At 66.6% G+C, this 26,217-nt stretch carries 26 protein-coding genes; 3 read left to right on the forward strand and 23 right to left on the reverse strand.

Going from position 1 to position 26,217, the window contains the following annotated elements:
- Window positions 1–8 precede the first annotated feature (8 nt).
- From ruvB to LQF09_RS02925, 16 genes are all read right to left on the reverse strand, one after another.
- Complete coding sequence (gene ruvB, locus LQF09_RS02850) at window positions 9–1,067, reverse strand: Holliday junction branch migration DNA helicase RuvB (protein ID WP_002933113.1); 1,059 nt, start codon at window positions 1,065–1,067, stop codon at window positions 9–11.
- A gap of 20 nt (window positions 1,068–1,087) precedes the next feature.
- A complete protein-coding gene (gene ruvA / locus LQF09_RS02855; protein ID WP_270069144.1) occupies window positions 1,088–1,687 on the reverse strand; it encodes a Holliday junction branch migration protein RuvA in 600 nt (199 codons plus the stop codon).
- Window positions 1,688–1,816: 129 nt separating this feature from the next.
- Window positions 1,817–3,049, reverse strand: coding sequence for a type II toxin-antitoxin system HipA family toxin (locus LQF09_RS02860; protein ID WP_002933125.1), 1,233 nt, complete (start codon window positions 3,047–3,049; stop codon window positions 1,817–1,819).
- Entirely contained in the window at window positions 3,046–3,420 is a 375-nt protein-coding gene (locus LQF09_RS02865; protein ID WP_270069145.1) for an XRE family transcriptional regulator, read from the reverse strand. The genes LQF09_RS02860 and LQF09_RS02865 overlap by 4 nt, the downstream gene beginning before the upstream one ends.
- A gap of 104 nt (window positions 3,421–3,524) precedes the next feature.
- Window positions 3,525–4,475 carry a prenyltransferase gene (locus LQF09_RS02870; protein ID WP_270069146.1) on the reverse strand — a complete coding sequence of 317 codons (951 nt, stop codon included), beginning with the start codon at window positions 4,473–4,475 and terminating at the stop codon, window positions 3,525–3,527.
- Window positions 4,472–5,926, reverse strand: a complete 1,455-nt coding sequence (gene rng / locus LQF09_RS02875) for a ribonuclease G (RefSeq protein WP_002944981.1) — start codon at window positions 5,924–5,926, stop codon at window positions 4,472–4,474. Before rng ends, LQF09_RS02870 begins: the two co-directional genes overlap by 4 nt.
- Entirely contained in the window at window positions 5,923–6,549 is a 627-nt protein-coding gene (locus tag LQF09_RS02880; protein ID WP_002933133.1) for a Maf family protein, read from the reverse strand. Before LQF09_RS02880 ends, rng begins: the two co-directional genes overlap by 4 nt.
- Before the next feature lie 7 nt (window positions 6,550–6,556).
- Window positions 6,557–7,027: a 23S rRNA (pseudouridine(1915)-N(3))-methyltransferase RlmH gene (rlmH, locus tag LQF09_RS02885; protein WP_270069147.1), complete on the reverse strand. Its 471-nt coding sequence runs from the start codon at window positions 7,025–7,027 to the stop codon at window positions 6,557–6,559.
- 18 nt (window positions 7,028–7,045) lie between these two features.
- Window positions 7,046–7,399, reverse strand: a complete 354-nt coding sequence (gene rsfS / locus LQF09_RS02890) for a ribosome silencing factor (protein WP_002933138.1) — start codon at window positions 7,397–7,399, stop codon at window positions 7,046–7,048.
- Window positions 7,400–7,474: 75 nt separating this feature from the next.
- Entirely contained in the window at window positions 7,475–8,173 is a 699-nt protein-coding gene (gene nadD, locus LQF09_RS02895; protein WP_270069148.1) for a nicotinate-nucleotide adenylyltransferase, read from the reverse strand.
- Window positions 8,163–8,951 carry a BPSS1780 family membrane protein gene (locus tag LQF09_RS02900; RefSeq protein ID WP_269745391.1) on the reverse strand — a complete coding sequence of 263 codons (789 nt, stop codon included), beginning with the start codon at window positions 8,949–8,951 and terminating at the stop codon, window positions 8,163–8,165. The genes nadD and LQF09_RS02900 overlap by 11 nt, the downstream gene beginning before the upstream one ends.
- Window positions 8,952–8,970: 19 nt before the next feature.
- Window positions 8,971–9,780, reverse strand: coding sequence for a BPSS1780 family membrane protein (locus LQF09_RS02905; protein ID WP_002933146.1), 810 nt, complete (start codon window positions 9,778–9,780; stop codon window positions 8,971–8,973).
- Window positions 9,777–10,733, reverse strand: coding sequence for a homoserine kinase (locus LQF09_RS02910; protein WP_002933148.1), 957 nt, complete (start codon window positions 10,731–10,733; stop codon window positions 9,777–9,779). Before LQF09_RS02910 ends, LQF09_RS02905 begins: the two co-directional genes overlap by 4 nt.
- Before the next feature lie 38 nt (window positions 10,734–10,771).
- The gene (locus tag LQF09_RS02915; RefSeq protein ID WP_270069912.1) at window positions 10,772–11,233 is read right to left on the reverse strand and encodes a DNA-deoxyinosine glycosylase; all 462 of its coding nucleotides are present in this window, start codon (window positions 11,231–11,233) and stop codon (window positions 10,772–10,774) included.
- A 185-nt stretch (window positions 11,234–11,418) separates the two neighbouring features.
- Window positions 11,419–11,742 (reverse strand): DUF2782 domain-containing protein, encoded by a 324-nt coding sequence (locus LQF09_RS02920; protein WP_270069149.1) that lies wholly within the window; start codon window positions 11,740–11,742, stop codon window positions 11,419–11,421.
- A 76-nt stretch (window positions 11,743–11,818) separates the two neighbouring features.
- Window positions 11,819–12,544, reverse strand: a complete 726-nt coding sequence (locus LQF09_RS02925; RefSeq protein WP_270069150.1) for a TIGR00730 family Rossman fold protein — start codon at window positions 12,542–12,544, stop codon at window positions 11,819–11,821.
- 115 nt (window positions 12,545–12,659) lie between these two features.
- On the opposite strand from LQF09_RS02925, the gene polA reads away from it, so the two are divergent.
- The 3 genes from polA (at window position 12,660) to LQF09_RS02940 (ending at window position 18,123) form a co-directional block, all read left to right on the forward strand.
- Window positions 12,660–15,557, forward strand: a complete 2,898-nt coding sequence (gene polA / locus LQF09_RS02930) for a DNA polymerase I (protein ID WP_270069151.1) — start codon at window positions 12,660–12,662, stop codon at window positions 15,555–15,557.
- Window positions 15,558–15,696: 139 nt separating this feature from the next.
- Window positions 15,697–17,454 carry a lipid A export permease/ATP-binding protein MsbA gene (msbA, locus tag LQF09_RS02935; RefSeq protein ID WP_270069152.1) on the forward strand — a complete coding sequence of 586 codons (1,758 nt, stop codon included), beginning with the start codon at window positions 15,697–15,699 and terminating at the stop codon, window positions 17,452–17,454.
- 99 nt (window positions 17,455–17,553) lie between these two features.
- Window positions 17,554–18,123 (forward strand): Uma2 family endonuclease, encoded by a 570-nt coding sequence (locus LQF09_RS02940; protein WP_270069153.1) that lies wholly within the window; start codon window positions 17,554–17,556, stop codon window positions 18,121–18,123.
- A 131-nt stretch (window positions 18,124–18,254) separates the two neighbouring features.
- Here LQF09_RS02940 and LQF09_RS02945 read toward each other — a convergent pair whose 3' ends face one another.
- The 7 genes from LQF09_RS02945 to wbjC are packed head-to-tail and all read right to left on the reverse strand — an operon-like array spanning window position 18,255 to window position 26,217.
- Complete coding sequence (locus tag LQF09_RS02945) at window positions 18,255–20,090, reverse strand: polysaccharide biosynthesis protein (RefSeq protein WP_333482876.1); 1,836 nt, start codon at window positions 20,088–20,090, stop codon at window positions 18,255–18,257.
- A gap of 54 nt (window positions 20,091–20,144) precedes the next feature.
- Window positions 20,145–20,720: a PglD-related sugar-binding protein gene (locus LQF09_RS02950; RefSeq protein ID WP_270069154.1), complete on the reverse strand. Its 576-nt coding sequence runs from the start codon at window positions 20,718–20,720 to the stop codon at window positions 20,145–20,147.
- Complete coding sequence (locus tag LQF09_RS02955; RefSeq protein WP_270069155.1) at window positions 20,717–21,814, reverse strand: MraY family glycosyltransferase; 1,098 nt, start codon at window positions 21,812–21,814, stop codon at window positions 20,717–20,719. Before LQF09_RS02955 ends, LQF09_RS02950 begins: the two co-directional genes overlap by 4 nt.
- On the reverse strand, window positions 21,739–22,692 hold the full coding sequence (locus LQF09_RS02960) for a UDP-glucose 4-epimerase family protein (RefSeq protein WP_270069156.1): 954 nt from the start codon (window positions 22,690–22,692) through the stop codon (window positions 21,739–21,741). Before LQF09_RS02960 ends, LQF09_RS02955 begins: the two co-directional genes overlap by 76 nt.
- Window positions 22,689–23,936: a glycosyltransferase family 4 protein gene (locus LQF09_RS02965; protein ID WP_270069157.1), complete on the reverse strand. Its 1,248-nt coding sequence runs from the start codon at window positions 23,934–23,936 to the stop codon at window positions 22,689–22,691. Before LQF09_RS02965 ends, LQF09_RS02960 begins: the two co-directional genes overlap by 4 nt.
- 7 nt (window positions 23,937–23,943) lie before the next feature.
- The gene (gene wecB / locus LQF09_RS02970) at window positions 23,944–25,080 is read right to left on the reverse strand and encodes a non-hydrolyzing UDP-N-acetylglucosamine 2-epimerase (RefSeq protein WP_270069158.1); all 1,137 of its coding nucleotides are present in this window, start codon (window positions 25,078–25,080) and stop codon (window positions 23,944–23,946) included.
- A 9-nt stretch (window positions 25,081–25,089) separates the two neighbouring features.
- Complete coding sequence (gene wbjC / locus LQF09_RS02975; protein WP_270069159.1) at window positions 25,090–26,217, reverse strand: UDP-2-acetamido-2,6-beta-L-arabino-hexul-4-ose reductase; 1,128 nt, start codon at window positions 26,215–26,217, stop codon at window positions 25,090–25,092.

Genomic DNA, 26,217 nt, shown 5'->3' on the forward strand with positions numbered 1-26,217 from the left:
CGAGCCTGCTATTGGGCGAACAGGTCGCCGCCGCTGCGTGGCGGCGCAAGCCCGAAATGCTGCCAGATCGAGTGCGTGGCCATGCGCCCGCGCGGCGTGCGTTGCAGGTAGCCCTGCTGGATCAGGTAAGGCTCGATGACGTCTTCGATGGTGTCGGTGGATTCACCGATCGCAGCGGCGATGTTGTCGAGGCCGACCGGACCGCCGCCGAATTTCTCCAGCATTGCCGACAGCAGCTTGCGGTCCATCAGATCGAGGCCAAGGTTGTCCACATCCAGCATGCGCAGGGCGGCATCGGCTACCGCGGCAGTGATGTGGCCGTTTGCCTTCACTTCGGCATAGTCGCGCACCCGGCGCAGCAGCCGGTTGGCGATGCGCGGCGTGCCGCGGGCGCGGCGGGCGATCTCGAGTGCGCCGTTGTCGTCGATCTCGACGTTGAGCAGGCGCGCCGAGCGGCTGACGATGAAGCCGAGCTCCTCCGGCGTGTAGAACTCCAGCCGCGACACGATCCCGAAGCGGTCGCGCAGCGGGTTGGTGAGCATGCCTGCGCGAGTCGTGGCGCCGACCAGCGTGAAGGGCGGCAGGTCGAGCTTGACCGAGCGCGCGGCCGGCCCTTCGCCGATCATGATGTCGATCTGGAAGTCTTCCAGCGCAGGGTAGAGGATTTCCTCGACCACCGGCGAGAGGCGGTGGATCTCGTCGATGAAGAGCACGTCGTGCGGCTCGAGGTTGGTGAGCAGCGCGGCGAGGTCGCCAGCGCGCTCCAGCACCGGGCCCGAGGTCTGGCGCAGGTTCACCCCCATCTCGGCGGCGACGATGTGCGCCAGCGTGGTCTTGCCCAGGCCGGGTGGTCCGAACAGCAGTACGTGGTCGAGCGCCTCGCTGCGCTTGCGTGCGGCCTGGATGAAGATCTCCAGCTGTTCGCGGATCTTGGCCTGGCCGACGTATTCGGCGAGACGCTTCGGGCGCAGTGCGCGCTCGATGGCGTCTTCCTGGCGGTCGGCAGGGGTGGCGGAGATGAGCCGTTCGGCGGGCGCGACCGCCTTGAGCTTGTCGGTTTCGATCATGTCTTCGGCTCGGCCTCCATTCAGCCCTTCGACAGCGCCTTCAGTGCCTGGCGGATGCCGTCCGACACGCCGACTTCTTCGGCCAGGCCCTTCATCGCCGATAGCGCCTCGCGCTCGTTGTAGCCGAGCGCCAGCAGGGCGTTGAGGATGTCGCTCCTCGCGTCCGGGGCGGTTCCGGGCGCCGCTGCCAGGCGTACGCCCGCCATGTTGGGCAAGGCCTTGCCGAGCTTGTCGCGCAGTTCGAGCAGCAGGCGCTCGGCCGTCTTCTTGCCGATGCCAGGGATCTTCACCAGCCGTCCGGCCTCCTGCAGCGCCACCGCTTGCGCGAGGTCATTCACCGACAGGCCTGACAGTACCGCCAGCGCCATGCGCGCACCGATGCCCGAGACCTTGAGCAGCTGGCGGAAGGTCGCGCGTTCCTCGTCGGTGGCGAAGCCGAACAGGAAGTGGCCGTCCTCGCGCACCACATGGTGGATGTGCAGGCTCACCGTGGTGCCGGTGGCGGGCAGGTTGTAGAAGGTGCTCATCGGCACGTCGATCTCATAGCCGACGCCGTGCACGTCGACGAGGATCTGCGGCGGGTTTTTTTCCAGCAGGGTGCCGGTGATGCGTCCGATCATGGTGGCCGGGTCGGGAGCTTGCGAAGCCGCAAGTCTAACAGTGTCCGGCCCGGCCTCGGCGCCTCAGGTGGGTTTTCGTACAGCGGGTGGCGCCTCGGTCTCCTGACGGGTCTGCTCGTCGCTTGAGGCTCACCAGCGTCCTTGCAGCGCCTGGCGCTGTTCACGCAGGAAGGGGCGGTCGATATGCCGGCCCAACTCATCGAGGTCGGCTTCGCCGACCCCCTGGGCGACAAAGTGCGCGCGCCAGCCTTCGATCACTTCGGCTACGCGGCGCGCTTCGTCCCGCGCGGCCTGGGGGCTCAGCCAGTACTGCGCGCAGGCGCTGAGCGCATTGTCGATCGATGACTCGGCGCCGCGTTCGCCCACTTCCATCGCCTGGTAGCCGAGCGACTGCGCGCAGGGCAGGATGTCGAAGGCGGGCGCCAGCGTATAGTGCTGCTCCGGCCCGACCAGCAGGACATGGTTCTTCTCGTGGTCGTCCGTGTTGTCGATCAGGATGTTGAACACGAGGCGCCGGAAGAGCTCGTGCATCTGCTGCCGATGGGTCGCAGTCTTTCCCCGCCGGCGCAGCAGCAGCGCGAGATCGGGGTAGGACAGCTCGACGCCGGCGGCGCGCAGGGCCACCTTGGCCGAGAGCGCGTGCAGGCGCCGGCCGGCGGCACGGTCGAAGCGGCGGATGGCAACCGCCACGTCCCGCCCGAGCACGATCGGGCGCGTCTCGGCGACCTGGATTCCCGCCCTTGCGGCCAGGGTCATCGTCGCATGCTCGATCAGCGGCTCCGCTGGGCGGTCGTCTTCGCCAAACTTGATTACCCATTCCGCGCCCTCCAGCTCGAACAAGGCCTTCGGCCGCGCGCCACCCATGGTCACGCCAGGGGCGAGGAGCCGCTTCTGGCGCTCGTCGACCGCTTCTCGCGCCAGCACCCGGCGGACCACCTCGTGCACCGCCTGCAGATCGCCAAGCCGCGGCAGCGGGCCGATTTCGTGCGGCTGGTAGGCGTCCGCACGGGGCGACACGCCCAATGCACCGAAGCGGTCGTCACCGGCGTAATACAGGTAGTCGAGCACGGACAGGCGCGGTGGCCGGTCGAGCAGGCGGATCACGCGCTCGCCCCAGCGGTCGGGCCGCGCGTCGTCGACGGCGCCGGCGGCGCTGTCCTTGTCGTGGGGAAAGTGCTCGACGTCGGTGAGGGGCAGGTCCTCGCTGAGCGCAAAGCCGTCCTCGAGCCAGGCATCGGCATAGCGCAGCGAGACACCACGGCGGTTCATGACCAGGTTGAGCGTGCCGACCACGCGCGGGGCCGCCGGTTGGCCGAGGTGCCAAAGGTACAGCGTGTCGGGCAGTGCCGGATGCAGGCTCACTGGTCGTCCTCGGCGTTCGGCGCGGGGGGCGGTGTGGTGCGCGACGCGCGCGTCCGCCTGACGCGCAGGCGGCTTGCCTCGCGGACGTCGGATTCGAGTGCGCGCAGGTCCTTGGCCGGGTCGGCCAGCTCGGAAAGCCCGGCCGACAGGCCGATCAGCCACAGCGCGGTGGCGTACACGCCCATGCTCACCGTCGGGTCGCCCTTTTCGAGGCGGATCAAGGTTGGCACCGAAACGCTCAGGCGGCTGGCCCATTGCTTCTGCGACTCCTTGCGCCGCAGGCGCGCCAAGGCGCAGTGCTCGCCGAGTGTCTGCAGCGAGCGGCTCACCTCGGGAGGCAGGGCATCGAGTGCAAGTGAGGATTTCGACATCACATATAGTTCTCTTCAGGGCTACTCGAGAACAAGTATATGTAAGTTATCGGGTCGGCGCACTGAGCCCGGAGGCAGGCTGAGGGTGTCGCCCTGAGGCGGTCTCAGGAGAAGGCCAGCACGCCGGCCAGCACGACACCATGCGCGAGCGCGGCGACGATGGTGCGCTTGATCGCAGGCGTCAGCTCCGACGGGTCGGCGGCGTGCTCGAGCAGGTCGCGCCCGGCGGGGAAGGACAGGGCGACGGTGAGCGCTGCGGCGGCGGTCTTCTGTGGCAGCAGTTCGTTGGCCACCATGGCGATCAGCCAGGCGTAAGCGGCGATGGCGATCAGCAGGTAGCCCCACTTGGCGGTTTGCGGGCCCAGGCGCACGACCAGGGTGCGCTTGGCGCTGGCGGCGTCGCCGTCATGGTCCGGGAACTGGTTGATGAACAGCAGGTTGGCCACCAGCAGGGCGTAGGACAGGCCGGCGAAGACGGGCAGCAGGTCGAAGGCGCCGCGTTGCACGAAGTCGGCACCGACCACGACCAGCAGCCAGCAGGCCACGATGACGACTTCGCCGAAGCCGCGGCACACCAGCTTGAGCGGCGGCGCGGAGTAGGCCCAGCCCAGCGCCAGGCCGGCGATCCCGATCAGCAGCAGGCCCGGCCCGGCCTGCCAGGTCAGCCATAGCCCGCCCGGCACCACTGCTGCAAGCAGGCCATAGCCGAGCAGCGCCGTCTGCCTTGGCGTATGCACGCCGTTCTGGATGAAGCGGCTGCCGCCGGTGAACGGGAAGATCCGGCCGCTGTTGATGTCGTCGGCTCCGCTCAGGGCGTCGTGGTAGTCGTTGATGACGTTGCCGCCGGCATGTGCGAGCAGGGCGAACAGCAGCGTGAGCGCGGCGCTGAGCGGGTCGATGACAAGGCCGCTGGCGTGCGCGCTGGAGATGCCGATAAGGCAGCCGACCAGGGTGACGGCGAGAAAGGCCGGGCGGGTGGCGGCGACCAGGCGCAGGAACGGATTGCGCAGCCGTTCGGGGCGGGGTTCGGCGGGGTGCTCGATGGCAGTGCTCACAGCAGCACGATGTCGTATTGTTCCTGCGTGTAGCTGGCCTCGGCGTGGAGCGACACCTTCTTGCCGATGAAGTCGGACAGCATCGCCAGCGACTGGCTCTCCTCGTCGAGGAAGAGGTCGATGACATTGGGGGCGGCGAGCACGCGGAACTCCTTGGCGTTGAACTGGCGCGCCTCGCGCAGCAGCTCGCGCAGGATCTCGTAGGCCACGGTGCGCGCGGTCTTCACCTCGCCGCGACCGCTGCAGGTGGGGCAGGGCTCGCACAGCAGGTGGGCGAGGGACTCGCGGGTACGCTTGCGCGTCATTTCGACCAGGCCGAGCGCCGTGAAGCCGTTGATCGTCATCTTCGTGTGGTCGCGCGACAAGGCCTTGCGGAACTCCTCGAGCACCATCTCGCGGTGTTCGGTGTTCTCCATGTCGATGAAGTCGATGATGATGATGCCGCCCAGGTTGCGCAGGCGGAGCTGGCGGGCGATCGCCTGGCTGGCTTCGAGGTTGGTCTTGAAGATGGTGTCGTCGAAATTGCGCGCACCGACGAAACCGCCGGTGTTGACGTCGACGGTGGTCATCGCCTCGGTTTGGTCGATGATCAGGTAGCCGCCGGATTTGAGATCCACCCGGCGGGCGAGCGCCTTCTGGATCTCTTCCTCGACGTTGTAGAGCTCGAACAGCGGGCGTTCGCCGCTGTAGTGCTCGAGCAGCGGCAGCACCTGGGGCGTGTATTCGGCGGCGAAGGTGGCGAGCTTCTGGTAGTTTTCCCGGGAATCGACGCGGATGCGGGTGGTTTCGTCGGTAACGAGGTCACGCAGCGTGCGCTGCCCCAGGCCGAGGTCCTCGTGCAGCAGCTTGGGCGGGAAGATGCCGGCCGTGCTGGCCGAGATCTCGCTCCACAGCTTGCGCAGGTAGGCGATGTCGGCGGCGAGCTCGGCATCCGACGCGGATTCGGCCATCGTGCGCACGATGAAGCCGCCGCGTTCATCCTCGGGCACCAGTGCCGTCAGACGCACGCGCAGGGCTTCGCGTTCGGCCTCGTCCTCGATGCGCTGGGAGATGCCGATGTGCTTTTCCTGGGGCAGGTAGACCAGCAACCGGCCGGCGAGGCTGACCTGCGTTGACAGGCGCGCCCCCTTGGTGCCGATGGGGTCCTTGAGCACCTGCACGAGCAGGTTCTGGCCTTCGGCGAGGATCTTCTCGATCGGGCGGGCGGCTTCGCCGTTCTGGCGTTCGCTCCAGATGTCCGCCACATGCAGGAAGGCGGTGCGCTCGAGGCCGATGTCGATGAAGGCCGACTGCATGCCGGGCAGCACGCGCACCACCTTGCCCAGGTAGAGGTTGCCGACGATGCCGCGGCTGGCGGTGCGCTCGATATGCAGTTCCTGGACGACGCCCTGCTCGACGAGCGCGACGCGGGTTTCCTGCGGGGTGAAGTTGATGAGGAATTCGATGCTCACTGCCGCTCCTCGGTGGCGAAGATGTCGAGCAGCCTGGCGGTCTCGAACAGCGGCAGGCCCATGATGCCGGAGTAGCTGCCATGAATCTCGTCAATGAACACCGCGGCGCGGCCCTGGATGCCGTAGGCGCCGGCCTTGTCCATGGGCTCGCCGCTGGCGACATACTGGCGGATGTCGTTCTCGGAGAGCGTGGTGAAGCTGACCTCGCTCACTGACACCCGGCTGCGCGTGCGTTCGCCGTCGCTGACGGCCAGTGCGGTGAGGACGCGGTGGCGGCGCCCGGACAGGCGGGTGAGGATGGCCTGGGCATCGGCCGCGTCCCTGGGCTTGCCGATGATCTCGCCGTCGAGCTCGAGCGTGGTGTCGGCGGCGAGTACCGGGCGTCGCAACAGCTTGCGCCACAGCACACGGCGCATGCCGGCCTCGGCCTTGGCCAGCGCGATACGTTCGACGTAACGCTCGACCGGCTCCGCAGGCAGGGGCGTTTCGTCCACGTCGGCGTCTTCGCCGCGCTCGCCGTCACGGAAGGTGAGCACGTCGAACTGCACGCCGATCTGGCGCAGCAGGTCGCGGCGGCGGGGGCTCTTGGAGGCGAGGTAGATGCGCGGGTACATGGGCGTCATGCAGTACTCATTCGCGATGATAGGGGTGGTTGCGCAGCACCGTCCATGCGCGATACAGCGCCTCGGCCAGCAGCGGACGCACCAGGGCGTGGGGCAGGGTGAGGCTGGACAGGCGAATGGCTTCGTGTGCGCTCGCCTTGAGGGCGGGGGACAGACCGTCGGGGCCGCCGATGATGAGCGCCACGTCCTGGCCTTCGCCCTGCCAGGTCTCCAGGCGCTGCGCCAGCGCCAGGGAGGAGAGGTCGGCGCCGCGCTCGTCGAGGATCACGCGTCGGCAGCGTGCTGGCAGCACGGCTTCGATGCGGGCGGCTTCGGCAGCCATCATGGCGTCGACGGTCTTGCCGCTGGTGCGCGGCTCGGCTTTCACCTCGACAAGCTGCAGCGGCAGTTCGCGCGGCATGCGGCGGGCGAACTCGTCGAAGCCGGCCTGTACCCAGGCCGGCATGCGGTGGCCGACGGCGACGATGCAGAGCTTCACGGCCGCGCGGGCGCCTGGTCAGCGTCCGGCGGCGGCCTGGCGGCCGGCGGGCTTGGTATTCCACAGCTCTTCGAGCTTGTAGTAGCTGCGCACGGCGGGCTGCATCACGTGCACCACGATGCTGCCAAGGTCGACCAGCACCCACTCGCCGGTGTCCTGGCCTTCCATGCTGAGTACCTCGCCGCCGGCCTCCTTGACCTTGTCCTGAACGTTCTGCGCCAGGGCGCGGGTCTGGCGGCCCGATTCGGCGCTGGCGATGACGATGCGATCGAACAGCGGCGTGTGCTTCGAGGTGTCGATGACCTCGATGTCGCGGCCCTTGATGTCCTCGAGGGCGCTGACGACGATGTTTTGCAGGGTGGGAAGGTCCATGGGCTCGGCAGGAATGAAGAGTGGGGGCGAGAAGGGCAAGAAGTGGGGGGCGCGTTCCCGGCAAATGGGAAGGCCCTAGGTCCCGTTGCCCTCGTAAAGATGGTGCGCGGCAATATAGTCGACAACGGAATCCGGCAGCAAATAGCGCACGCTGTGGCCGGTGCGAACCAGATCGCGGATGAGCGAGGCTGAGATGGCGAGCGGGGTCATGTCGAAGGGCACGATGCGGCCGGCGGGCGCTGTGGCGAGGTCGGCCGGGTCGCTGCTGTGGCGGCCCGCGCACGCGGCGGCGAGCTCGGGCGACAGTGTGGCAGGCCAGCGCCGGCCGTGCGGCGCGTAGCCGGGGCGATTGGCGACGGCGATGTGGGCGAGGTCGAAGAGCGCCTGCCAGCGGTGCCAGCCGGGCAAGCCTTCGAAGGCGTCGGCGCCGAGAATGAGCACCAGCGGGCGGGCGGGACCGAGTTCGGCGCGCAGGCGCTCGAGGGTGAGCACGGTGTAGCTCTTGCTTGCGGCGCGTACCTCGCTGTCATCGACTTCGAGTGCCGGGTTGCCGGTGCTCGCCAGCCTGGCCATGGCCAGGCGCTGATCCGCACTGCTGCGTGGCTCGCCGCGGTGGGGCGGGTGACCGGCCGGGATCAGGCGCACGGCGGCCAGCCCGAGGGCCTCGCGCGCCTCTTCGGCCAGGCGCAGGTGGCCGAGGTGGATCGGGTCGAAGGTGCCGCCGAGCAGGCCGAGCGGCCCGGCGGTTGCCGGCGGACGCGGCTCAGCCGGCATCGTCGGCGTCCTGCGGGCTGCGGTCGATCACGGGGGGCGCGTCGGGCAGGCCGAAAACGTCGCGGGTGGCGGTGTAGAAGGTGGCGAAGATCACCGGGATGACGATGAGCGGGATCGGCAGCGAGGCCAGCGTGCCAAGCGCGGGCGAGAGCAGCCCGAGCACACCGATGACGATGCCGGGAAGGATGGCGCCGAAAATCGCCACGCCAATGGCGTAGGCCAGGAACGGGCGCCAGTTCTGCAGGCAGGCGTAAAAGCTGAAGAACAAGGCCTTGGCTGGGGACACCTTCCACCAGGCGGCCAGTACCGGCGCGAACCAGTAGGCCATGACGACCGGTGTGGACAGGGTGAGGGCGATGAGCAGCGTGAAGCCGACACCGGCATCTTCGGCAGGCTCCTCGCCGCGCATGAGTGCGAACAGGCTGCCGTCGTCGACCAGCGATACCAGCACGAGTACGAGCAGGGTGGCGACCAGGTAGATGCCGCCGATCGCGATGAGGGACTGCAGGTTGGTCTTGAAGCCGGAGAACAGCACGTCCGGGCCGACCTTGCGACCGCTGTCGATGGCGCGGCAGGCGTTGAGCACCCCGACCGACAGGGCCGGCATGAGCAGCGAGGCGGCGAGCTGGCCCAGCAGCGGGACCAGGCTGAGCACGACGATCGAGAGCAGGTAGCCGAACGTGGCGAAGGTGATGAGCGCCGGATTGCGGCGCCAGAGGACGAGGCCCTCGCGCAGCCAGGACCAGCCGCGCTGCATGGGGAGTCTGTTTGCTTGCATTGATGTTCTTCGTGGGCGTTCAGGGGGGAGGAGGGGCGTCCGGCGTTCGGTCCGCAGATTCGGGGCCATCGGCAGCGATCGGCAGGGACGCCGGGAGCTGTGGTGCGAAGGTTTCCTTCCAGGCGGCATAGAGCGCACATGCAATCACCGGGATCAGCACCAGCATGCCGAGCCCGGCGGGGAGCATCGCCACCCAAAGCAGGACATAGAGCAGCGCGGCGAGGATGAGGAAGGCGAGCAGGTTGTGGATGCAGGCGCGTGCAGACAGGCGCATGGCGTCGAGTGGGGCCATCTCGTGCAGCATCACCAGGGCGGGGGCGAACCACAGCGCCATCATGAGCAGCGCCCACAGCACGGTAAACACCACCACGCCGAGCATCATGCCGCTGCCGGCCATGCCCATGCCTGCCAGGGCACCGACTGCGGCGCCGGTCAGCGCCGCACTGCCGCCGATGGCGGCGGCGATCAAGGCGGCCAGCAGCAGGCCGAGCAGATGGAAGACGCCGACCAGCAGCAGGTTGCCCGCATGGTGGCGAACGCCGTCGAACAGGTGGTCGACGCGCAGCGACTCGCCGCGGTCCAGGGCCTGGGCTCCGGCGATCATGCCGCCTACCAGCACCGGCAGTGCGATCGGCGCCGCAGCCCAGCCGAGGAAGGGCATCAGGCCGAGCGCGGTGAGGATGACGAAGAAGATCAGCGCCTGGATGGCCCACACGCCGGGCGCCTTCATGAACAGGCGCCAGCCCTCGCTGAGCCAGTTGAGGGCGTGGCCGGGGGCGACGTCGCCAGGTGCGGGCGGTGCAGGGTGGGGGCGGCGAGCGTCGGTCATAGCGGCAGTGGCGGGGTGTCCGCGATGCGCAGGCGCAGGATGTCGCGGTATTCGTTGGGGTCCTTCACCAGCACCATCTCGCCTGCGCGTGGCAGGTGGAAGTCGGCTGCGCGCGACAGCCAGAAGCGCAGTGCGGCTGCGCGCAACTGGCCGGGCCAGGCAGCGCGCTCGGCCGCGGTGAACGGACGCTCGGCATGGTAGGCCGCGAGCAGGGCCGTGCAGCGGGTGCCGTCGAGGCCGCCGTCGGGCAGGGAGCACCAGTCGTTGACCGTGACCGCGACGTCGAACAGCAGCGCGTCGTGACCGGCGAAGTAGAAATCGATGACGCCGCCGATGTGCACGCTGCCGTCGGCATCCGTGTCCCATAGCACGTTGTCGCGGAAGAGGTCGGCGTGGATGGCGCCGGCGGGCAGGTTGGCGAGCGCCTGTGCGGACTGGAAGGCGATCTCGGCGTCGAGCAGGGCGCGCTCGTCAGTGGGCAGGAAGTCGCGCACCGCCTGCGCCGTGGCCAGACGCCACTCGGGGCCGCGTGGATTGGGCTGGCGGCGGCCGTAGGACTGGCCGGCGAGGTGGAGTCCGGCAAGCATGGCGCCGACACGGGCGCAGTGCTCGACGCCGGGCGCCATCTCCGAAGCGCCGGACAGGCGCACCACCAGCGCGGCCGGGCGCTCCTGCAGGGTGCCGAGGTATTCGTTGTGCAGGTTGGCGATCGGGCCCGGCACCGGCAGGCCGTGGCGCGCAAGATGGGCCATCAGATGCAGGTAGTAGGGCAGCTCGGCGCGCGACATGCCTTCGAACAGGGTGAGGACGTAGCGGCCGAGCGTGGTGGTGACGAAGAAGTTGCTGTTCTGCACGCCGGCCGAGATGCCCTTGAGTTCCACCAGGCGGCCGATGGCATAGTCCTTGAGCCAGTCGGCGAGCGCGGATTCGGGAACGGGGGTGAAGACGGACATGCGGGCTCCGGTGGGAGGGGGTCAGAGGGCGCCGGGGCTCAGCCGGCGAGTGCGTCGGCCGCACAGGCGGCGGAGCGCACGGCCTGCCAGGCGGCAAGCTTGGCCTCGAAGCTGCGTGCGGCATGCGCCGGGCTGGTCGATGGCAGGCGGGTGAAGCGCAGGGGCTGGCCAGTTGGCGGTCGTTTTACATGACGACGGAAGGCTGCCTCTGCAGCACTGCCATTGAAGAAAACGTGGCCGATGCCTGGGCAGGCCGAGAATAGCGCGGTGAAGTCGTTGGCCACGATGCTGTCGCGCGCGATCGCGCTGTCGAGGCTGCCCTCGCGCTGGCACGCGCCGATGACGTCCCACAGGGCCACACCGGCGGCGCACAGGCGTTCGAGGCGTTGCACATACGGCAGCTCGGGGCCGGCACCGAACAATGCGCCCATGATCGGCCAGAACGCGTTGCGGGGGTGCGCATAGTACTGCACGGCGGCCAACGAGGCTTCGCCCGGCATGCTGCCCAGAATGAGTACGCGTGCAGCGCCAGTGTGCACCGCAGGAAAGCTTCGCACGCGCTGCCCCTGTCCGGGTTCCCGGGTAGGGCGCTCGGGGAGATCGGCCGGGACGTCCGGGGTGGCCCCCGGTGTTCCATGGCGAATCGGCGTTTTCTGCCGACTCGCCGGCGGCACGATCGCGGCGCTCACCAAGACTTGATCACCCACATCGGCACGGCAAGGCCGGGCGCAGCGTCGTCGCGCACCATCTGCCCGTTGCCTTCCTTGTCGATCAGGTAGTAGGGCACGCCGTGCGGCGGGGTTACCTTGACCATGTAGAGCTTGCCGCGGATGCGGTACTCGGCCACGGTGTCCTCGCCGCGCTGGACGATGGTGACTTCGGGTTCGTCGAGCTCGCTCATGCCGGCGGGTATGGGCGGCGGTTCGGGGATGGGCTCGAGGCCCGCGGGTTGCTGGGCGAAGGCGGGTAGGCTGACGGCCAGCAGCAGTGCCAAAAGGGTGCGGCGCATGGTGTTCTCCTGAAGATGCCTCAATTCTAGCCAGAAATGCTCAGGAGCCCCAGACGCTTGCCCGCCCCAGACGCCGTCACAGGTTGAGCAGCATCTCGCGCTCGGTGGGCAGGGGCTGGAAGCCGCGGCGCTCGTAGTGCTTGAAGATGGCCTCGACGACGTCCTCGGGCTTGTCGATCACCTGGATCAGGTCGAGGTCTTCGCGGTTGATCATGCCTTCGCTGACGAGCCGGTCGCGCAACCAGTCGAGCAGCCCCTGCCAGAAGGGACCGTGCACCAGGATGATCGGGATCTTGCGGCTCTTCCTGGTCTGGATCAGCGTCATCGCCTCGAGGAGTTCGTCCAGCGTGCCGAAACCGCCCGGCATGACGACATAGGCAGTGGCGAACTTCACGAACATGAACTTGCGCGCGAAGAAGTGCTGGAAGGTCTGCGAGATGTCCTGGTAGGGGTTGGCGCTCTGCTCCAGCGGCAGCTGGATGTTGAGGCCCACCGAGGGGCTCTTGCCGAAGTAGGCGCCCTTGTTGGCGGCTTCCATGATGCCCGGGCCGCCGCCCGAGATCACCGCGAAGCCTGAATCCGACAGCAGGCGGGCGATTTTTTCGGTGAGCATGTAGTACAGGTGGTCGGGCGGCGTACGCGCGCTGCCGAAGATCGACACCGCCGGCCGGATCGAGGCCAAGCGTTCGGTCGCCTCGACGAACTCTGCCATAATTCCGAAGATTCGCCAGGACTCGCGCGCGTTGTAGCGTGGCGCGGTACTGTCGGGCGCGCTGCGGGGGAGTTTTTCTTTCGCGGTCATGTTGTTGTTCTCGTTGTGTCTCTCTGGGGTCAGGTCTTGCATTTGCTCGTTCCGGTGAAGCGCGGATGAGCAAATGCAAGACCTGACCCCAACAAGGACAAGGATTTTCCAGAAGATGCCCACCCTGCTGCTCGTCGATGGCTCCAGCTATCTCTACCGCGCTTTCCATGCCTTGCCTGACCTGCGCAATTCGCAGGGCGAGCCTACGGGGGCGATCCGGGGGGTGTTGTCGATGCTAAGGCGGCTGGAGAGCGACTACAAGGCAGAATTTCGCGCCTGCGTGTTCGACGCCAAGGGCAAGACCTTCCGCGACGACTGGTATCCCGAGTACAAATCGCACCGTCCGCCCATGCCCGACGACCTGCGCGCGCAGATCGTGCCGCTGCACGAGGCGGTGCAGGCCGAAGGCTGGCCGCTGCTGGCGGTGGAAGGCGTGGAGGCCGACGACGTCATTGGCACGCTCACCCGTAAGGCGCTCGAGCGCGGTTGGGAGGTGGTGATCTCGACCGGCGACAAGGACCTCACCCAGCTCGTACGCCCCGGGGTGCAGTGGGTCAACACGATGAGCGAGGAGGTGCTTGACTCTGCGGGCGTGGAGGCCAAGTTCGGCGTGCCGCCCGAGCGCATCGTCGACTACCTGGCGCTGGTCGGCGACACGGTGGACAACGTGCCGGGCGTGGAGAAGTGCGGCCCCAAGACGGCGGTGAAATGGCTGACCGAGTACGGCACCCTCGACAACCTGGTCGCCAACGCCGACAAGGTGGGCGGCAAGGTGGGCGAGAATCTGCGCCGACACCTGGACTTCCTGCCGCTGGGCAAGAAGCTGGTGACGGTGGCGACCGACGTCGAGCTGCCGGTGACGCTCGATGAACTGCCCGCGCGCGCGGACGACAAGGTGGCGCTGCGCGCGCTGTACGAGCGCTTCGAGTTCCGCGGCTGGCTCAAGGATCTGGACGCCGGCGCAGCGAGCGTCGCCGCCTCCAAGGCCGCGACCGAGGCGCGTCGCTTCGATGGTCAGGGAAACAGGGGACAGGCCCCAGGCGATGTCGCCTTCGACCCCTCGCGGCTCGTGCCGCTCCCACGCTCCTCGCACCCGCAAGGCTTTTCCGTAGGAGCGGCGCCAGCCGCGAGCCTTTTCGGCGATGGGCCGGGCGAGGAAAAGCTCGCGGCTGGCGCCGCTCCTACGGGGGGCATTGCAGGCGCCCACCGCAGCGGCTATGTGACCATCCTCGACTGGCCGGGCTTCGATGCCTGGCTGGCGAAGATCTCCGCCGCCGCGCTCACCGCATTCGACACCGAAACCACCAGCCTCGACCCGATGGCGGCGCAGTTGGTCGGCATGTCCTTCGCGGTCGAGCCGGGCGAGGCGGCCTACCTGCCGCTGGCGCACCGTGCATCCGATGCGCCGGCGCAGCTGCCCTTGAACGAGGTGCTGGACAAACTCCGTCCCTGGCTGGAGTCGGACCAGCACGCCAAGCTCGGCCAGAACCTCAAGTACGACGCCCATGTGCTCGCCAACCACGGCATCGCGCTGCGCGGCATCGCCCACGACACCCTGCTCGAATCCTACGTGCTGGAGAGCGACAAGCCGCACGACATGGATTCGCTCGCCAAGCGCCACCTCGGCCTGGCCACCATTCCCTACACCGAGGTCTGCGGCAAGGGCGCCAAGCAGATCGGCTTCGACGAGGTCGCCATCGACCGCGCCACCGAATACGCCGCCGAAGATGCCGACGTCACCCTGCGCCTGCACCGGCACCTGCACCCGCAGCTGCAAGGGACGGCGGTGCTCGACGCCCTCTACCGCGACATCGAGATGCCGGTGCTCGGCGTGCTGCAGCGCATGGAGCGCACCGGGGTGCTGATCGACCCCTTCCTGCTCAGCCAGCATTCCGAGGAACTCGGCCGCCGCCTGCACGATCTGGAGCGCGAAGCCCAAGACCTCGCCGGCCAGCCCTTCAACCTCGGCTCGCCGAAGCAGCTCGGCGAGATCCTGTTCGGCAAGCTCGGCCTGCCGGTGGTCAAGAAGACCGCCACAGGCCAGCCCTCCACCGACGAGGAAGTACTCGAGAAGCTCGCCGAGGATTACCCCCTGCCCAAGCTGCTGCTCGAGCACCGTAGCCTGGCCAAGCTGAAGAGCACCTACGCCGACAAGCTGCCGCGCATGGTCAATCCGAAGACCGGTCGCGTGCACACCAGCTTCTCGCAGGCCACCGCCGTCACCGGCCGGCTGTCGAGCTCCGAGCCCAACCTGCAGAACATCCCGATCCGCACGCCGGAGGGCCGCCGCATCCGCGCTGCCTTCATTGCGCCGCGTGAGCACCTCATCGTGTCGGCCGACTACTCGCAGATCGAACTGCGCATCATGGCCCACCTGTCGGACGACGCCCGCTTGCTCGAAGCGTTCGCCCAAGGCGAGGACGTGCACCGCGCCACCGCCGGCGAGGTTTTCGGCGTGGCACCGGCCGAGGTGACCAGCGAGCAGCGCCGCTACGCCAAGGTGATCAACTTCGGCCTCATCTACGGCATGAGCGCGCACGGCCTGGCCAAGAACCTGGGCATCGAGCGCGCCGCTGCGCAGAGCTGGATCGACCGCTACTTCGCGCGCTACCCCGGCGTCGCGGCCTACATGGACCGCACCCGCGCCGAGGCGCGCGAGCAAGGCTATGTCGAGACCGTGTTCGGCCGCCGGCTGTACCTGCCCGACATCCGCGCCAGCCAGGCCGGCCGCCGCGCCGGCGCGGAGCGTGCGGCGATCAACGCGCCGATGCAGGGCACGGCCGCCGACCTGATCAAGAAGGCGATGATCGCCACCGACGCCTGGCTGGCCGCGTCGGGGCTGAAGTCCAGGCTGGTGCTGCAGGTGCACGACGAACTGGTGCTGGAAGTGCCGAAATCCGAGCTCGACACGATTCGCACCGAACTGCCGAAGCTGATGGGCGGTGTCGCCGAGCTCAAGGTGCCGTTGCTGGTCGAGGTGGGGGCGGGCGACAACTGGGACGAAGCGCACTGATGGCGTGGCGAGACGCAAGCCCCGCTGCCCCGTATCATTGCGCGCCATGAGTAATCCCCCGACCCCGACAAGTACAGTGGCTGCTGCGCAGGTAAGCGATCCTGCGCTGGGCGGCGCAGCGAGTCCGCAGACGAGCAGCATGAAGGTCTACCTTCGCCTGCTCCGCTACACAAGACCCTTCATCGGCTTCTTTGCGCTCAGCATTCTCGGCTTTGCCATTGCGGGGGCCTGCAAGGCGGCGCTGGCGAGCGTGCTCAAATACTTCATCGACGGCCTCGCCGCACCCGATGCGCCGATCTCGACCGGTCTGCCCTGGCTAGACACGCTTGATCTGGTCATGGCCATTCCGGTGATGATCGTCACCATCGCCCTGCTCGAGGGCCTGGGCACCTTTCTCGGCAACTACGGCATCTCGCGCGTCTCGCTTGGTCTTATCCACGACCTGCGCACCCAGCTCTTCGGCAGCTTCCTGGTGCTGCCCAACCGCTTCTACGACGCCAACAACTCCGGCCACCTTGTCTCCAAGCTCACCTACAACGTGTCCATGGTGACCGACGCCGCCACCGACGCGGTCAAGATCCTGTTCCGCGAGGGCCTCACCGTTGTTGCGTTGCTCAGCTACCTGCTGTGGATGAACTGGCGCCTCACGCTGACCCTGCTCGTGGTGCTGCCGGTGATCGCCTGGCTGGTGTCCAACGCCAGCCGCAAGTTCCGCCGCCTGTCCAAGAACATCCAGACCTCGATGGGAGAGGTCACACACGTCGCTTCCGAGACCATCCAGGGCTATCGCGTGGTGCGCAGCTTCGGCGGCGAGGCCTATGAGTCGGCGCGCTTCGTCAAGGCGAGCACAGACAACACCAAGCGGCAGCTCAAAATGGTGCGCACCCAGGAGACGTTTCAGGTACTGATGCACCTGATCGTGTATTCGTCAATGGGGCTGCTGCTGTTCACCGTGCTCAAGGTGCGCGGCGACGCTTCCGCCGGCGACGTGGTCGCCTACATCACCGCCGCCGGCCTGCTGCCGCGCGCGATCCAGCTGCTGGGCGGCGTCAGCGCGCGCATCCAGCGCGGCGTGGCGGCGGCCGACAGCATCTTCGAGCAGCTCGATGAGGCGCCTGAACCGGACAGCGGCACGGTCGCGCGCGAACGCGTCGCTGGCCGCGTCGAGGCCCAGGGCCTGGGCTTCACCTATCCCGGTGCGGAAGGGCGTGCATTGCAAGGCATTGACTTCAAGGCCGAGCCGGGGCAGATGATCGCCTTGGTGGGCAAGTCGGGCAGTGGCAAGTCCACCCTCGCCAACCTCATCCCGCGCTTCTACCAGCACGACGAAGGCCGGCTGCTGGTCGACGGCGTGGCAGTGGAGGACTACACGCTCGCCAACCTGCGCCGTCACATCGCGCTCGTCACCCAGCAGGTCACGCTGTTCAACGGTACGGTGGCCGAGAACATCGCCTACGGCGAGCTTGCCGGTGCCAGCCGCGAAGAGATCGTCGCCGCCGCCGAGGCCGCCAACGCGCGCGAGTTCATCGACCGCTTGCCCCAGGGCCTCGACACCGAGATCGGCGAGAACGGCGTGCTGCTCTCGGGCGGCCAGCGCCAGCGCCTGGCGATTGCGCGCGCCTTGTTGAAGAACGCGCCGATCCTGATCCTCGACGAGGCGACCTCCGCGCTCGACACCGAGTCCGAGCGCCTGATCCAGGCAGCGATCGAGCGCCTGATGGAAGGCCGCACGACCATCGTCATCGCCCACCGCCTATCGACGATCGAGAAGGCGGACCAGATCCTGGTGATGGAGGCCGGGCGCATCGTGGAGCGGGGGACGCACGCGGAGCTGGTGGCGCGGGGCGGGGTGTATGCGCGGCTGCAGGCGATCGGGGAGGAACCGGGGCTTACCTGAGCCGTGGACGCGGAAGCAGGCTTGGCCGGAACGCTCGCCCCGCAGCTTGAGCCCGCTGTATCGACCGGCTATGCTCAGCCGACATAAGGAGTACGCGCCATGGCCCTGCCCAAGACCCAGCCCGAATTCAACGTTGACGCCTACATGGCGTGGGAAGACCAGCAGCCCGAACGCCACGAGTATCTCGCCGGCGAGGTGTTTGCCATGTCCGGCGGTACGGATGCGCATTACACGATCTTGGGCAATGCCTACGCTGGACTACGCGCGACCCTTTCTGGCAAGCCCTGCCGCGCCTTCGTCTCCGGCATGAAGCTGCGCATCGACCGCGCCGACGCCGTCTTCTACCCTGACGTCTTCGTTACCTGCGATGCGCGTGACCGCGAGCCCGAGGCCAGCCTCGCCAAGCAGCATCCGGCCCTGATCATCGAGGTCCTCTCTGACTCCACCGCCGCCTTCGACCGCGGCCGCAAGTTCGAGCTCTACCAGCAGATCGACGCCCTGCAGGAATACCTGCTCATCGAGCAGGACCGCAAGCACGCCGATCTTTTTCGTAAGAACAGCGAGGGGCTGTGGGTACTGCATCCGGCGGGCGAGGGCGATATCATCCGGGTGGAAAGCGTCGGGGTCGAGCTGGCGCTGGATGGGTTGTATGAGGATGTCGAGCTGTGAGCAGGTTCAACGCCTGAACTCAGCGCCTCCCAGGATTCGCCGCACTCAGTCGGTCGCCCGCCTGCGGGGCGAAACCGGGGTCAGCCCCCGATTTCCAGACCCGAGTATATCCCGCTGCTGGGGGCAGTAACCTAGTGCCGCGCCGGCTCATACTCCGGCACCCACCGCTTCAGCCCCATCCGCACCGCCTCGTCCGCCACCGGCCCCGGCTGTGCCAGCCACTGCTCCAGCTCTTCGAGGAAGGTCCCATTCACTGGCCGTGAGCGTGCGATGCGCAGTTTCGGGTGCGGCGTCTCGCGCGTCTCTTCCGCATCCGCCAGCAGCTCCTCGTAAAGCTTCTCGCCCGGCCGCAGCCCGGAAAACTCGATGCGGATCTCGTCTTCCGTATAGCCCGACAGCCGGATCATGTTGCGCGCGAGGTCCACGATCTTCACCGGCTCGCCCATATCCAGCACGAACACTTCGCCGCCGTTGCCCATGGCCGCCGCCTGCAGAACCAGTTGCGCCGCCTCGGGGATGGACATGAAGTAGCGGTTGATCTCGGGGTGGGTCACCGTTACCGGCCCGCCGCGGGCGATCTGTTCGGCGAACTTGGGGATCACGCTGCCCGTGCTGCCTAGCACGTTGCCGAAGCGCACCATCTCGATCTGCGTGCTGGCCGTGCCCGCGCTGTGCAGCGCCTCGCAGGCCATCTCGGCCAGGCGCTTGGTCGCGCCCATCACGTTGGTCGGGTTCACTGCCTTGTCGGTGGAGATCAGCACGAAGCGTTCGGCGCCGTGGCGCTGCGCGTGCGCCGCCACCAGCAGCGTGCCGAGCACGTTGTTGCGCACCGCCTGCCAGGCGTTGCCCACTTCCATCAGCGGCACGTGCTTGTAGGCGGCGGCGTGGAAGACGAGCTGCGGCTTCCAGGTGGAGAAGATCTCGTCGAGGCGCGCTGCGTCCTTCACGTCGCCGGCCAGCGGCACGATCTGCGTCTCGGGCTTGTGCACGCGGAACCACTGCTCGATGTTGTAGAGCGCGAACTCGCTTGCTTCAAACAGCACCAGCCGTGCCGGCGCGAAGCGGGCGAGCTGGCGGCAGAGCTCGCTGCCGATCGAGCCTCCGGCGCCGGTGATCAGCACGGTCTTGCCGCCGATCATGTCCTTGAGGTGGGCGGAATCGATCTTCACCGGATCGCGCCCGAGCAGATCCTCAATATCCACCGGCCGCATGGCGTTGATGGCCACCTTTCCGCTCATCAGGTCCTCGATGCCGGGCACGGTGAAGACATGCGCGCCTGCGCGCACCGCCAGATCCGCGGCGCGCTTCAGCGAGTCGGCGGCGGCCGAGGGCATGGCGAGGATCACGTGCTGCGCCTTGAAGTCCTCCAGCACCTGCGGCAACTGCTCGATCCCGCCCGCCACAGGGTGGCCATGAAGCTCCAGACCCCATTTGGCGCGGTTGTCATCGACAAGAGCGACCACCTGCCAATCGGCGCTGCGCTCGAGCTCGCGCACCAGCATCGCACCGCCCGTGCCCGCACCGACCACGACGACCGGCTTGCCTTCCGCACGTAGACTGCCGTAGATGCGGTGCTCTTTCCACATCCGCCAGGCGGCACGTCCACCGCCCATGACCATCAGGAGCAGCAACGGATAGAGCACCAGTATCGAGCGTGGGATCACCGGGCCCGGCATGCGGTCGAGCGCCACCAGCGCCACCAGCGCCAGGGCGGAAACGCCCACCGCACGCAGCACGCGCTTCAAGTCCGGCAGGCTGGCGAAGATCCACATGCCGCGGTAGAGGCCGGCCCAGCGGCAGGCGATGGCATGGGCGACCAGCAGCACGCCGAGGCCCAGCCACACCTTATGTGTGTAATGGCCAGGCAACTCGAAGTTGAAGCGAATCCACATTCCACCGACCCATGCAATCACCACCGCAAGCAGGTCGAAGAGAAAGACGAGAACCGATCGGATTGAGTTGGTCATAAATTACATGCATTAAGCCGCCGCCCGTCCTGGCGACTTGAAAAGGGTTTGGGCTCAGGTCGAGCGGGCCTCGCCGGGCGCCAGCATCGCGCCGTCCTCCACCTGTACGCCATAGCCAAGCGCGCTCCCGGCCTGCATCCAGGCGCGATGCCCCAGCACCGACCCGCCCGCCATGCATGCATTCACGCCGAGGTGCCCGAAGGCGTCGACCCTGCAATGGTGGTCGACCGTGGCGCCGCAATTGACGATCACGCCCTCGCCAAGATGGGCTTCCGTTCCGACCACGGCACCCGCCATCACCGCGCATCCGGGGCCCAAGGTAGCTGTCGGCGACACGAAGGCCGCGGGGTGAATCACGTTCTGCAGTTCGAAGCCGGCATCCCGCACCAGCGCGTGCAGCTTCTCGCGGACGGCGTTGTTGCCGATCGCGACTACGACGGTGTCGGCATGCGCGCGCAGGGTGTGAAGCGAGTCCGTCCTGCCGAGGATCGGATACTTCCACACCTTCGCGTTCGCATCCGCGCCGTCATCGACAAAGCCGACGATTTCGTCTCGCCCGACCAGCAGAATCGCCTCGGCCACCGAGCGCCCATGGCCACCCGCGCCGATCACGATGACGCGCTTGCTCATGCCGTCTGCCTCACTTCCAGTTCTCCCGCATGGAACTTGATTGCCAGGAGAACGAGCGGCGCATAGGCCAGCGCGACCCCAATCACCCCGTCGACCCTGCCCGTGCCAACGAGCAGCGCGATCGGTAGCAACCATGCCAGGTTGATCGCGCCGACGGCCAGCGTCACCGGCAGATGCCGCCCGAACTGGCGCGATGCGTATTGATAAGCGTGGCTGCGATGCGCCTCGTACACCTTGTCTCCGCGCAACAGGCGGCGCACTAGCGTGAAGGTTGCATCCACCACGAACACCCCGAGCAGAATCACCCAACTCCAGAACAAGGCCGGATTCACCCAGCCCGCCTGGATCGACATGATGCCCAGCACGATGCCCAGGAAGCCACTGCCCGCGTCGCCCATGAAGATCCGTGCGGGCGGAAAGTTCCAGAACAGAAATCCAGCCACCGCCGCGGCAAGCATCAGCGGCAACAACGCCAGATCGGGCTTGCCCAGCAGCGCATAAAGCAGCGCCCCGCCCACGCACACGCAGATCGCCTCCACGCTGGCGATCCCGTCGATGCCGTCCATGAAGTTGTAGAGATTGAGCAGCCAGACCAGGTACACGGCCACCAAGGCGATCCCCAGCCAGCCGAGATCGAACTGCGCCCCAAAAAGCTGCAAGGTCGGGGCGCCGCCCAGCCAGCCAAGCGCCCAGAAGGCCGCGACGAAATGTGCGAGCAGACGCCAGCGCGCCGCGATGTGGCCATGGTCATCCAGAAAGCCAACCAAGGCGACGAACCCGCCCGCGCCAAGCAGTGCAAGACATGCAGACCAATCAAGGCCACCTGTTGCCGCAATGAGTGCAAGCGCAACCAGAAAACTCACAACAATGGCGACCCCACCGCCGCGCGGCGTCGGCACTGAGTGCGAACTGCGCGCATTGGGGATGTCCATCAGGCTTCGCGAAAGCGCGTATTTGCGCAAGGCATAGGTCAGCCCCAATGAGGCCGCTGAGACGAAGAAAATCAGAAACCAGGAGTTCATTGTTTTTGTTGCTCGAGGAAGTGCTGAGCCGTCTTTCGGAGTGCGGCATCGACGCTGACCGGGGGCGTCCAACCCAGGCGCTCTCGTGTGTGCGAAATATCGACCTGCAAAGACCCGCACAGCCTTTGTGCGATGGATTGTTTCCCTGCAAATTTCGCCGCAGTCTCAAGCATCCACGCTGGTACCGGAAGCAAGCGTGGCTGCTTGCCAAGCGCCTGTGACATCCGCTGCAACAGCTCTGTCGTCGAAAGGTCCTCGCCGTCGCTGACCAGGAACGTCTCATTCGCAGCACGTGGGTGATCGATGCAGGTCACGATTAGATCGACCAGATTGTCCAGCGAGACCAGGCTGCGCTTGTTGTGGATCGCGCCCAATGGCAGAGGAGCGCCCTTGTACAGCCAATTCATCATGTTGAGGAAGTTCGCCTTCACGCCCGGACCGTAGACCAGTACGGGGCGAATGATGACGAGTTCCATGCCGGTTTCGGCCGAGAGTTTGCGCAACTGCTGCTCGGCCTCCCACTTCGAGACGCCGTAGGGGTCGATCGGGGCGGGGGCTTGCTGCGCTGTGAACGGCCGTCCCGGTACGGTGCTTTCACCATTGACCTTGATCGAACTGATGAAAACGAATCGCCCCGCGCCAGCCTCTGCCGCCTGGGTGGCCAACCGTAAGGTCCCGTCGACATTGATGCGACGGAACTCCCTGAGCGGATCGGCCGCGTCATCGTTCATCACATGCACGCGCGCCGCACAGTGGACGATGGTCGTAATCCCTTCCAGTGCAGGCCTCCAGTCTTGGGCAGGATCGAGCGCAGCCTGTACGACATCAGATGGTTCTGCCCATGCGCCCGCGATGGGGTTACGTACGGCAATGCGCAAGGCATCGTGGCCCTTCAGTCGCTCACACAGCGCACGCCCGACAAAACCGGTTGCTCCAGTGACGAGGATCATTTCGTGCCCGCCTTGTGAAGGCGGCTATCTGCCGCCAGATCGTCGAACCATGACAGCAATTTCGAGATCAGGCGATCCCGGTCGAACTCCGTCTTGCTGAGTTGGACTCCGCGCGCGCCCATGATGCGTCGGTCTTCGTCGCTCATGCGCGACATATTCAGCGCTGCTTCGGCGAGCGCTGCGCCATTCCCTGCGGGGCATGCAAGGCCGGCCCCGGACTTGTGGACGATGTCCGCGCCTTCGCCATTCAACATCGCAAGCACTGGAATACCCGCCGCCAGATAGGACTGAAGTTTTCCGGGGATGGTCATGGAGAAAATTGGCTCGTCCCGTAATGAAACCAGCAGCGCATCTGCGCATTTGTAGAACGACGGCATCCTGTCCACCGGATGCCGGCCAAGCATGAGCACCCGATGCTCCAGTCCTCTTTTCTGAATCTCGGATTTAACCCATTCCGACGCCCGTCCGTCCCCCACGATCAGCCACCGAATCGCGTCATTCTCTTTCAGTAGGGTGGCCGCCTCGATGATTGCCGGGAAGTCCTGAGCCTCGCCAATGTTGCCGGCGAACATGATGTCAAAATGACCAGATCCTTCAGGGACTTCAGGTGCAGCTTCTACCTTCTCGAAATCAAAGACCGAATCCGACCAGCTAGGGAAGTACTGAACGTTTCCGTCTTTCCGACAGTACTTGAATATCTGCGGAATAAAGCTTCTCGACTGGGCAAGGATCAGGTCGCACCTGTTGTAGATGAACGAGACCAGCTTCCCGACCATATTCAGGATCGCCTTCGATCGCACCACGCCGACGGCTTCCAGCGTTTCTGGCCAAAGGTCCAGCACCCAGAAGGCCACAGGCGCACGCTTCAGATAGCGCAAAAACGCGGCAGGGAAACCGACTGTGATGGGTGAAGGCTCGAAGACGAAAATGACGTCGAATCCTTCCTTGCGCAGGCGCCAGGCGCCAAGCAAGGCGGCGCTCGCCGCAAAGCTCGCATAGTTCAACATGAGCCGCAGCCCGCCTTGTCCCCGCGGGAGCAAGGGCACGCGAACGACACGTACTGCCCCAAAGCGTGCGAACGACTCCGGCGCCGCCTCGAACTCAGGGAAAACTGCGCCCGACGGGTAGTTTGGATACCCCGTTAATACGGTGACGTCATGCCCGCGAGCGGCGAACTCGGTTACGAGGTCGTTGATGCGGAAATTCTCTGGCCAGAAATACTGGCTGATGACAAGAATACGCACGCCTACCTCAGTACTGCTTCCACACCACCCGCTTCACGTAATCCGTGTAGCTGTGGATGATGCGCACCACCTTGGCCGACACGTTCGGCATGCTGTAGTCGGCCACTTGGCGCAGGCTGCGCTCCTCGCCGCGCGACTGCGAGGCGAGAATCGCCAGCCCCTGGCGCACGCGCTCCACCTCCAGCCCAACCATCATCACCGCCGCCTCTTCCATGCCTTCCGGGCGCTCGTGCGCCTCGCGCAGGTTCAGCGCCGGGAAGTTGAGGATCGACGATTCCTCGTTGATTGTGCCGCTGTCCGACAGCACGACCTTGGACGACAACTGCAGCTTCACGTAGTCGTGGAAGCCCAGCGGCTTCAGCAGCCGCACCATCGGGTGGAACTTCGCCCCGGTCGCATCCACGCGCTTCTGCGTGCGCGGGTGGGTTGACACGATCACCGGCAGGCCATGGTCTTCCGCCACCGCGTTGAGCACCGCCACCAGCTTGGTGAAGGACTTCTCGGATTCGATGTTCTCCTCGCGGTGCGCGCTCACCACGAAGTAGCGCCCGACCTCCAGGGACAAACGCTGCAGCACGTCCGACGCCTCAATGCGTGGGCGATAGTGCGTCAGCACCTCGAACATCGGGCTGCCGGTCTTGATCACCTGGTCGGGCGGCAGGCCCTCGCGCAGCAGGTAGTCGCGCGCGATGGTGCTATAGGTCAGGTTGATATCGGAGGTGTGGTCGACGATGCGGCGGTTGGTTTCCTCCGGCACGCGCTGGTCAAAGCAGCGGTTGCCCGCTTCCATGTGGAAGATCGGGATCTTGCGCCGCTTGGCCGGTATCACCGACAGGCAGCTATTCGTGTCGCCCAGCACCAGCATGGCCTCGGGCTGCACCTCGCCCAGTACGCGGTCGACCGCGATGATCAGGTTGCCGATGGTGTGCGCCGCCCCTGTGCTGCCCTCGGCGCTGTTGAGGAAGTAATCCGGCTTGCGCACCCCCAGGTCGTCGAAGAAGACCTGGTTGAGTTCGTAGTCGTAGTTCTGGCCGGTGTGCACCAGCACGTGCTCGCAATGGTCGTCGAGTGCGGCCAGCACGCGCGACAGGCGGATGATCTCGGGCCGGGTGCCGACCACGGACATGACTTTGAGTTTTTTCATTTTCTTCTCTTACAGGGGGCAGGCGTACGTATCCGGTTTCTGCCGGTCAAACACCTCGTTCGCCCACAGCATCACCACCATCTCGTCGCTGCCGATGTTGGTGATGTCGTGCGTCCACCCCGGCACCGTTTCCACGATCTCGGCCTTGCTGCCACTCGTCACCAGCTCGTGCGTCTCGCCCGTCTGCATGTGGCGGAACTTGAAGCGGGCTTCGCCCTTGATCACCAGGAACTTCTCGGTCTTGGTGTGGTGGTAGTGGCCGCCGCGGGTGATGCCTGGGTGCGCGGTGAAGAAGGAGAACTGCCCGCAGTCGGGCGTCTTGAGCATCTCCACGAACACGCCGCGCGCGTCTCCGTGCATCGGCACGGTGTAGGCGAAGGACTCGGGCGGTAGATAGCTCACGTAGGTGGAATACAGCGCGCGCACGAAGCCGGTACCCACGCGCTCGGTCATCAGCGTGTCGCGGCTGGCGCGGAAGGTCTCGATCAGCCCCGCCATCTCGCCCACCGTCGTGGTGTACTGCGGCGTCACGGTGGCAAAGCCTTCGGCATCCACCGCCGCGTCGGCGCCGTCCATGAGCTGGATGAAGCGCTCGACCACGTCGTCCACGTACACCAACGTCACCAGCGCGGCCGGGTCGTTGATCTGGATGGGCAGGCCGCGGGCCATGTTGTGGCAGAAGGTCGCCACCGCCGAGTTGTAATTCGGCCGGCACCACTTGCCAAACACGTTGGGCAGGCGAAACACATGCGCCGCTGCGCCGGTGCGCGCCGCGAAGGCACGCAGCACGTCTTCGGCCGCGCGCTTGCTGGCGCCGTAGGGGTTGTCGCGGGCGGCCTGGGTGGACGAGGTGCAGACGATCGCGATCTTGCGACCACGCGCACGCATCTCGCCTTCCACCGCCTGCACCAGCACGGCGGTCAGGTCGGCGTTGCCGGTGACGAACTCCTGCGGGTCTTGCGGCCGGTTCACCCCAGCGAGGTGGAAAACGAATTCCACCCCTTCGAGCAGGCGTGGTAGGTCGGCCGCGGTGTTTGCGCGCGTGAAGCACACCACCTCCACATTCGCGCGCTCGGCGAGATGCTGCTGCAGGTTCTTGCCGACAAAACCGCCGGCGCCGGTGATCAGGACCTTCAT

The sequence above is a fragment of the Thauera sp. WB-2 genome (genome assembly GCF_027594845.1).
Classification (GTDB): domain Bacteria; phylum Pseudomonadota; class Gammaproteobacteria; order Burkholderiales; family Rhodocyclaceae; genus Thauera; species Thauera mechernichensis.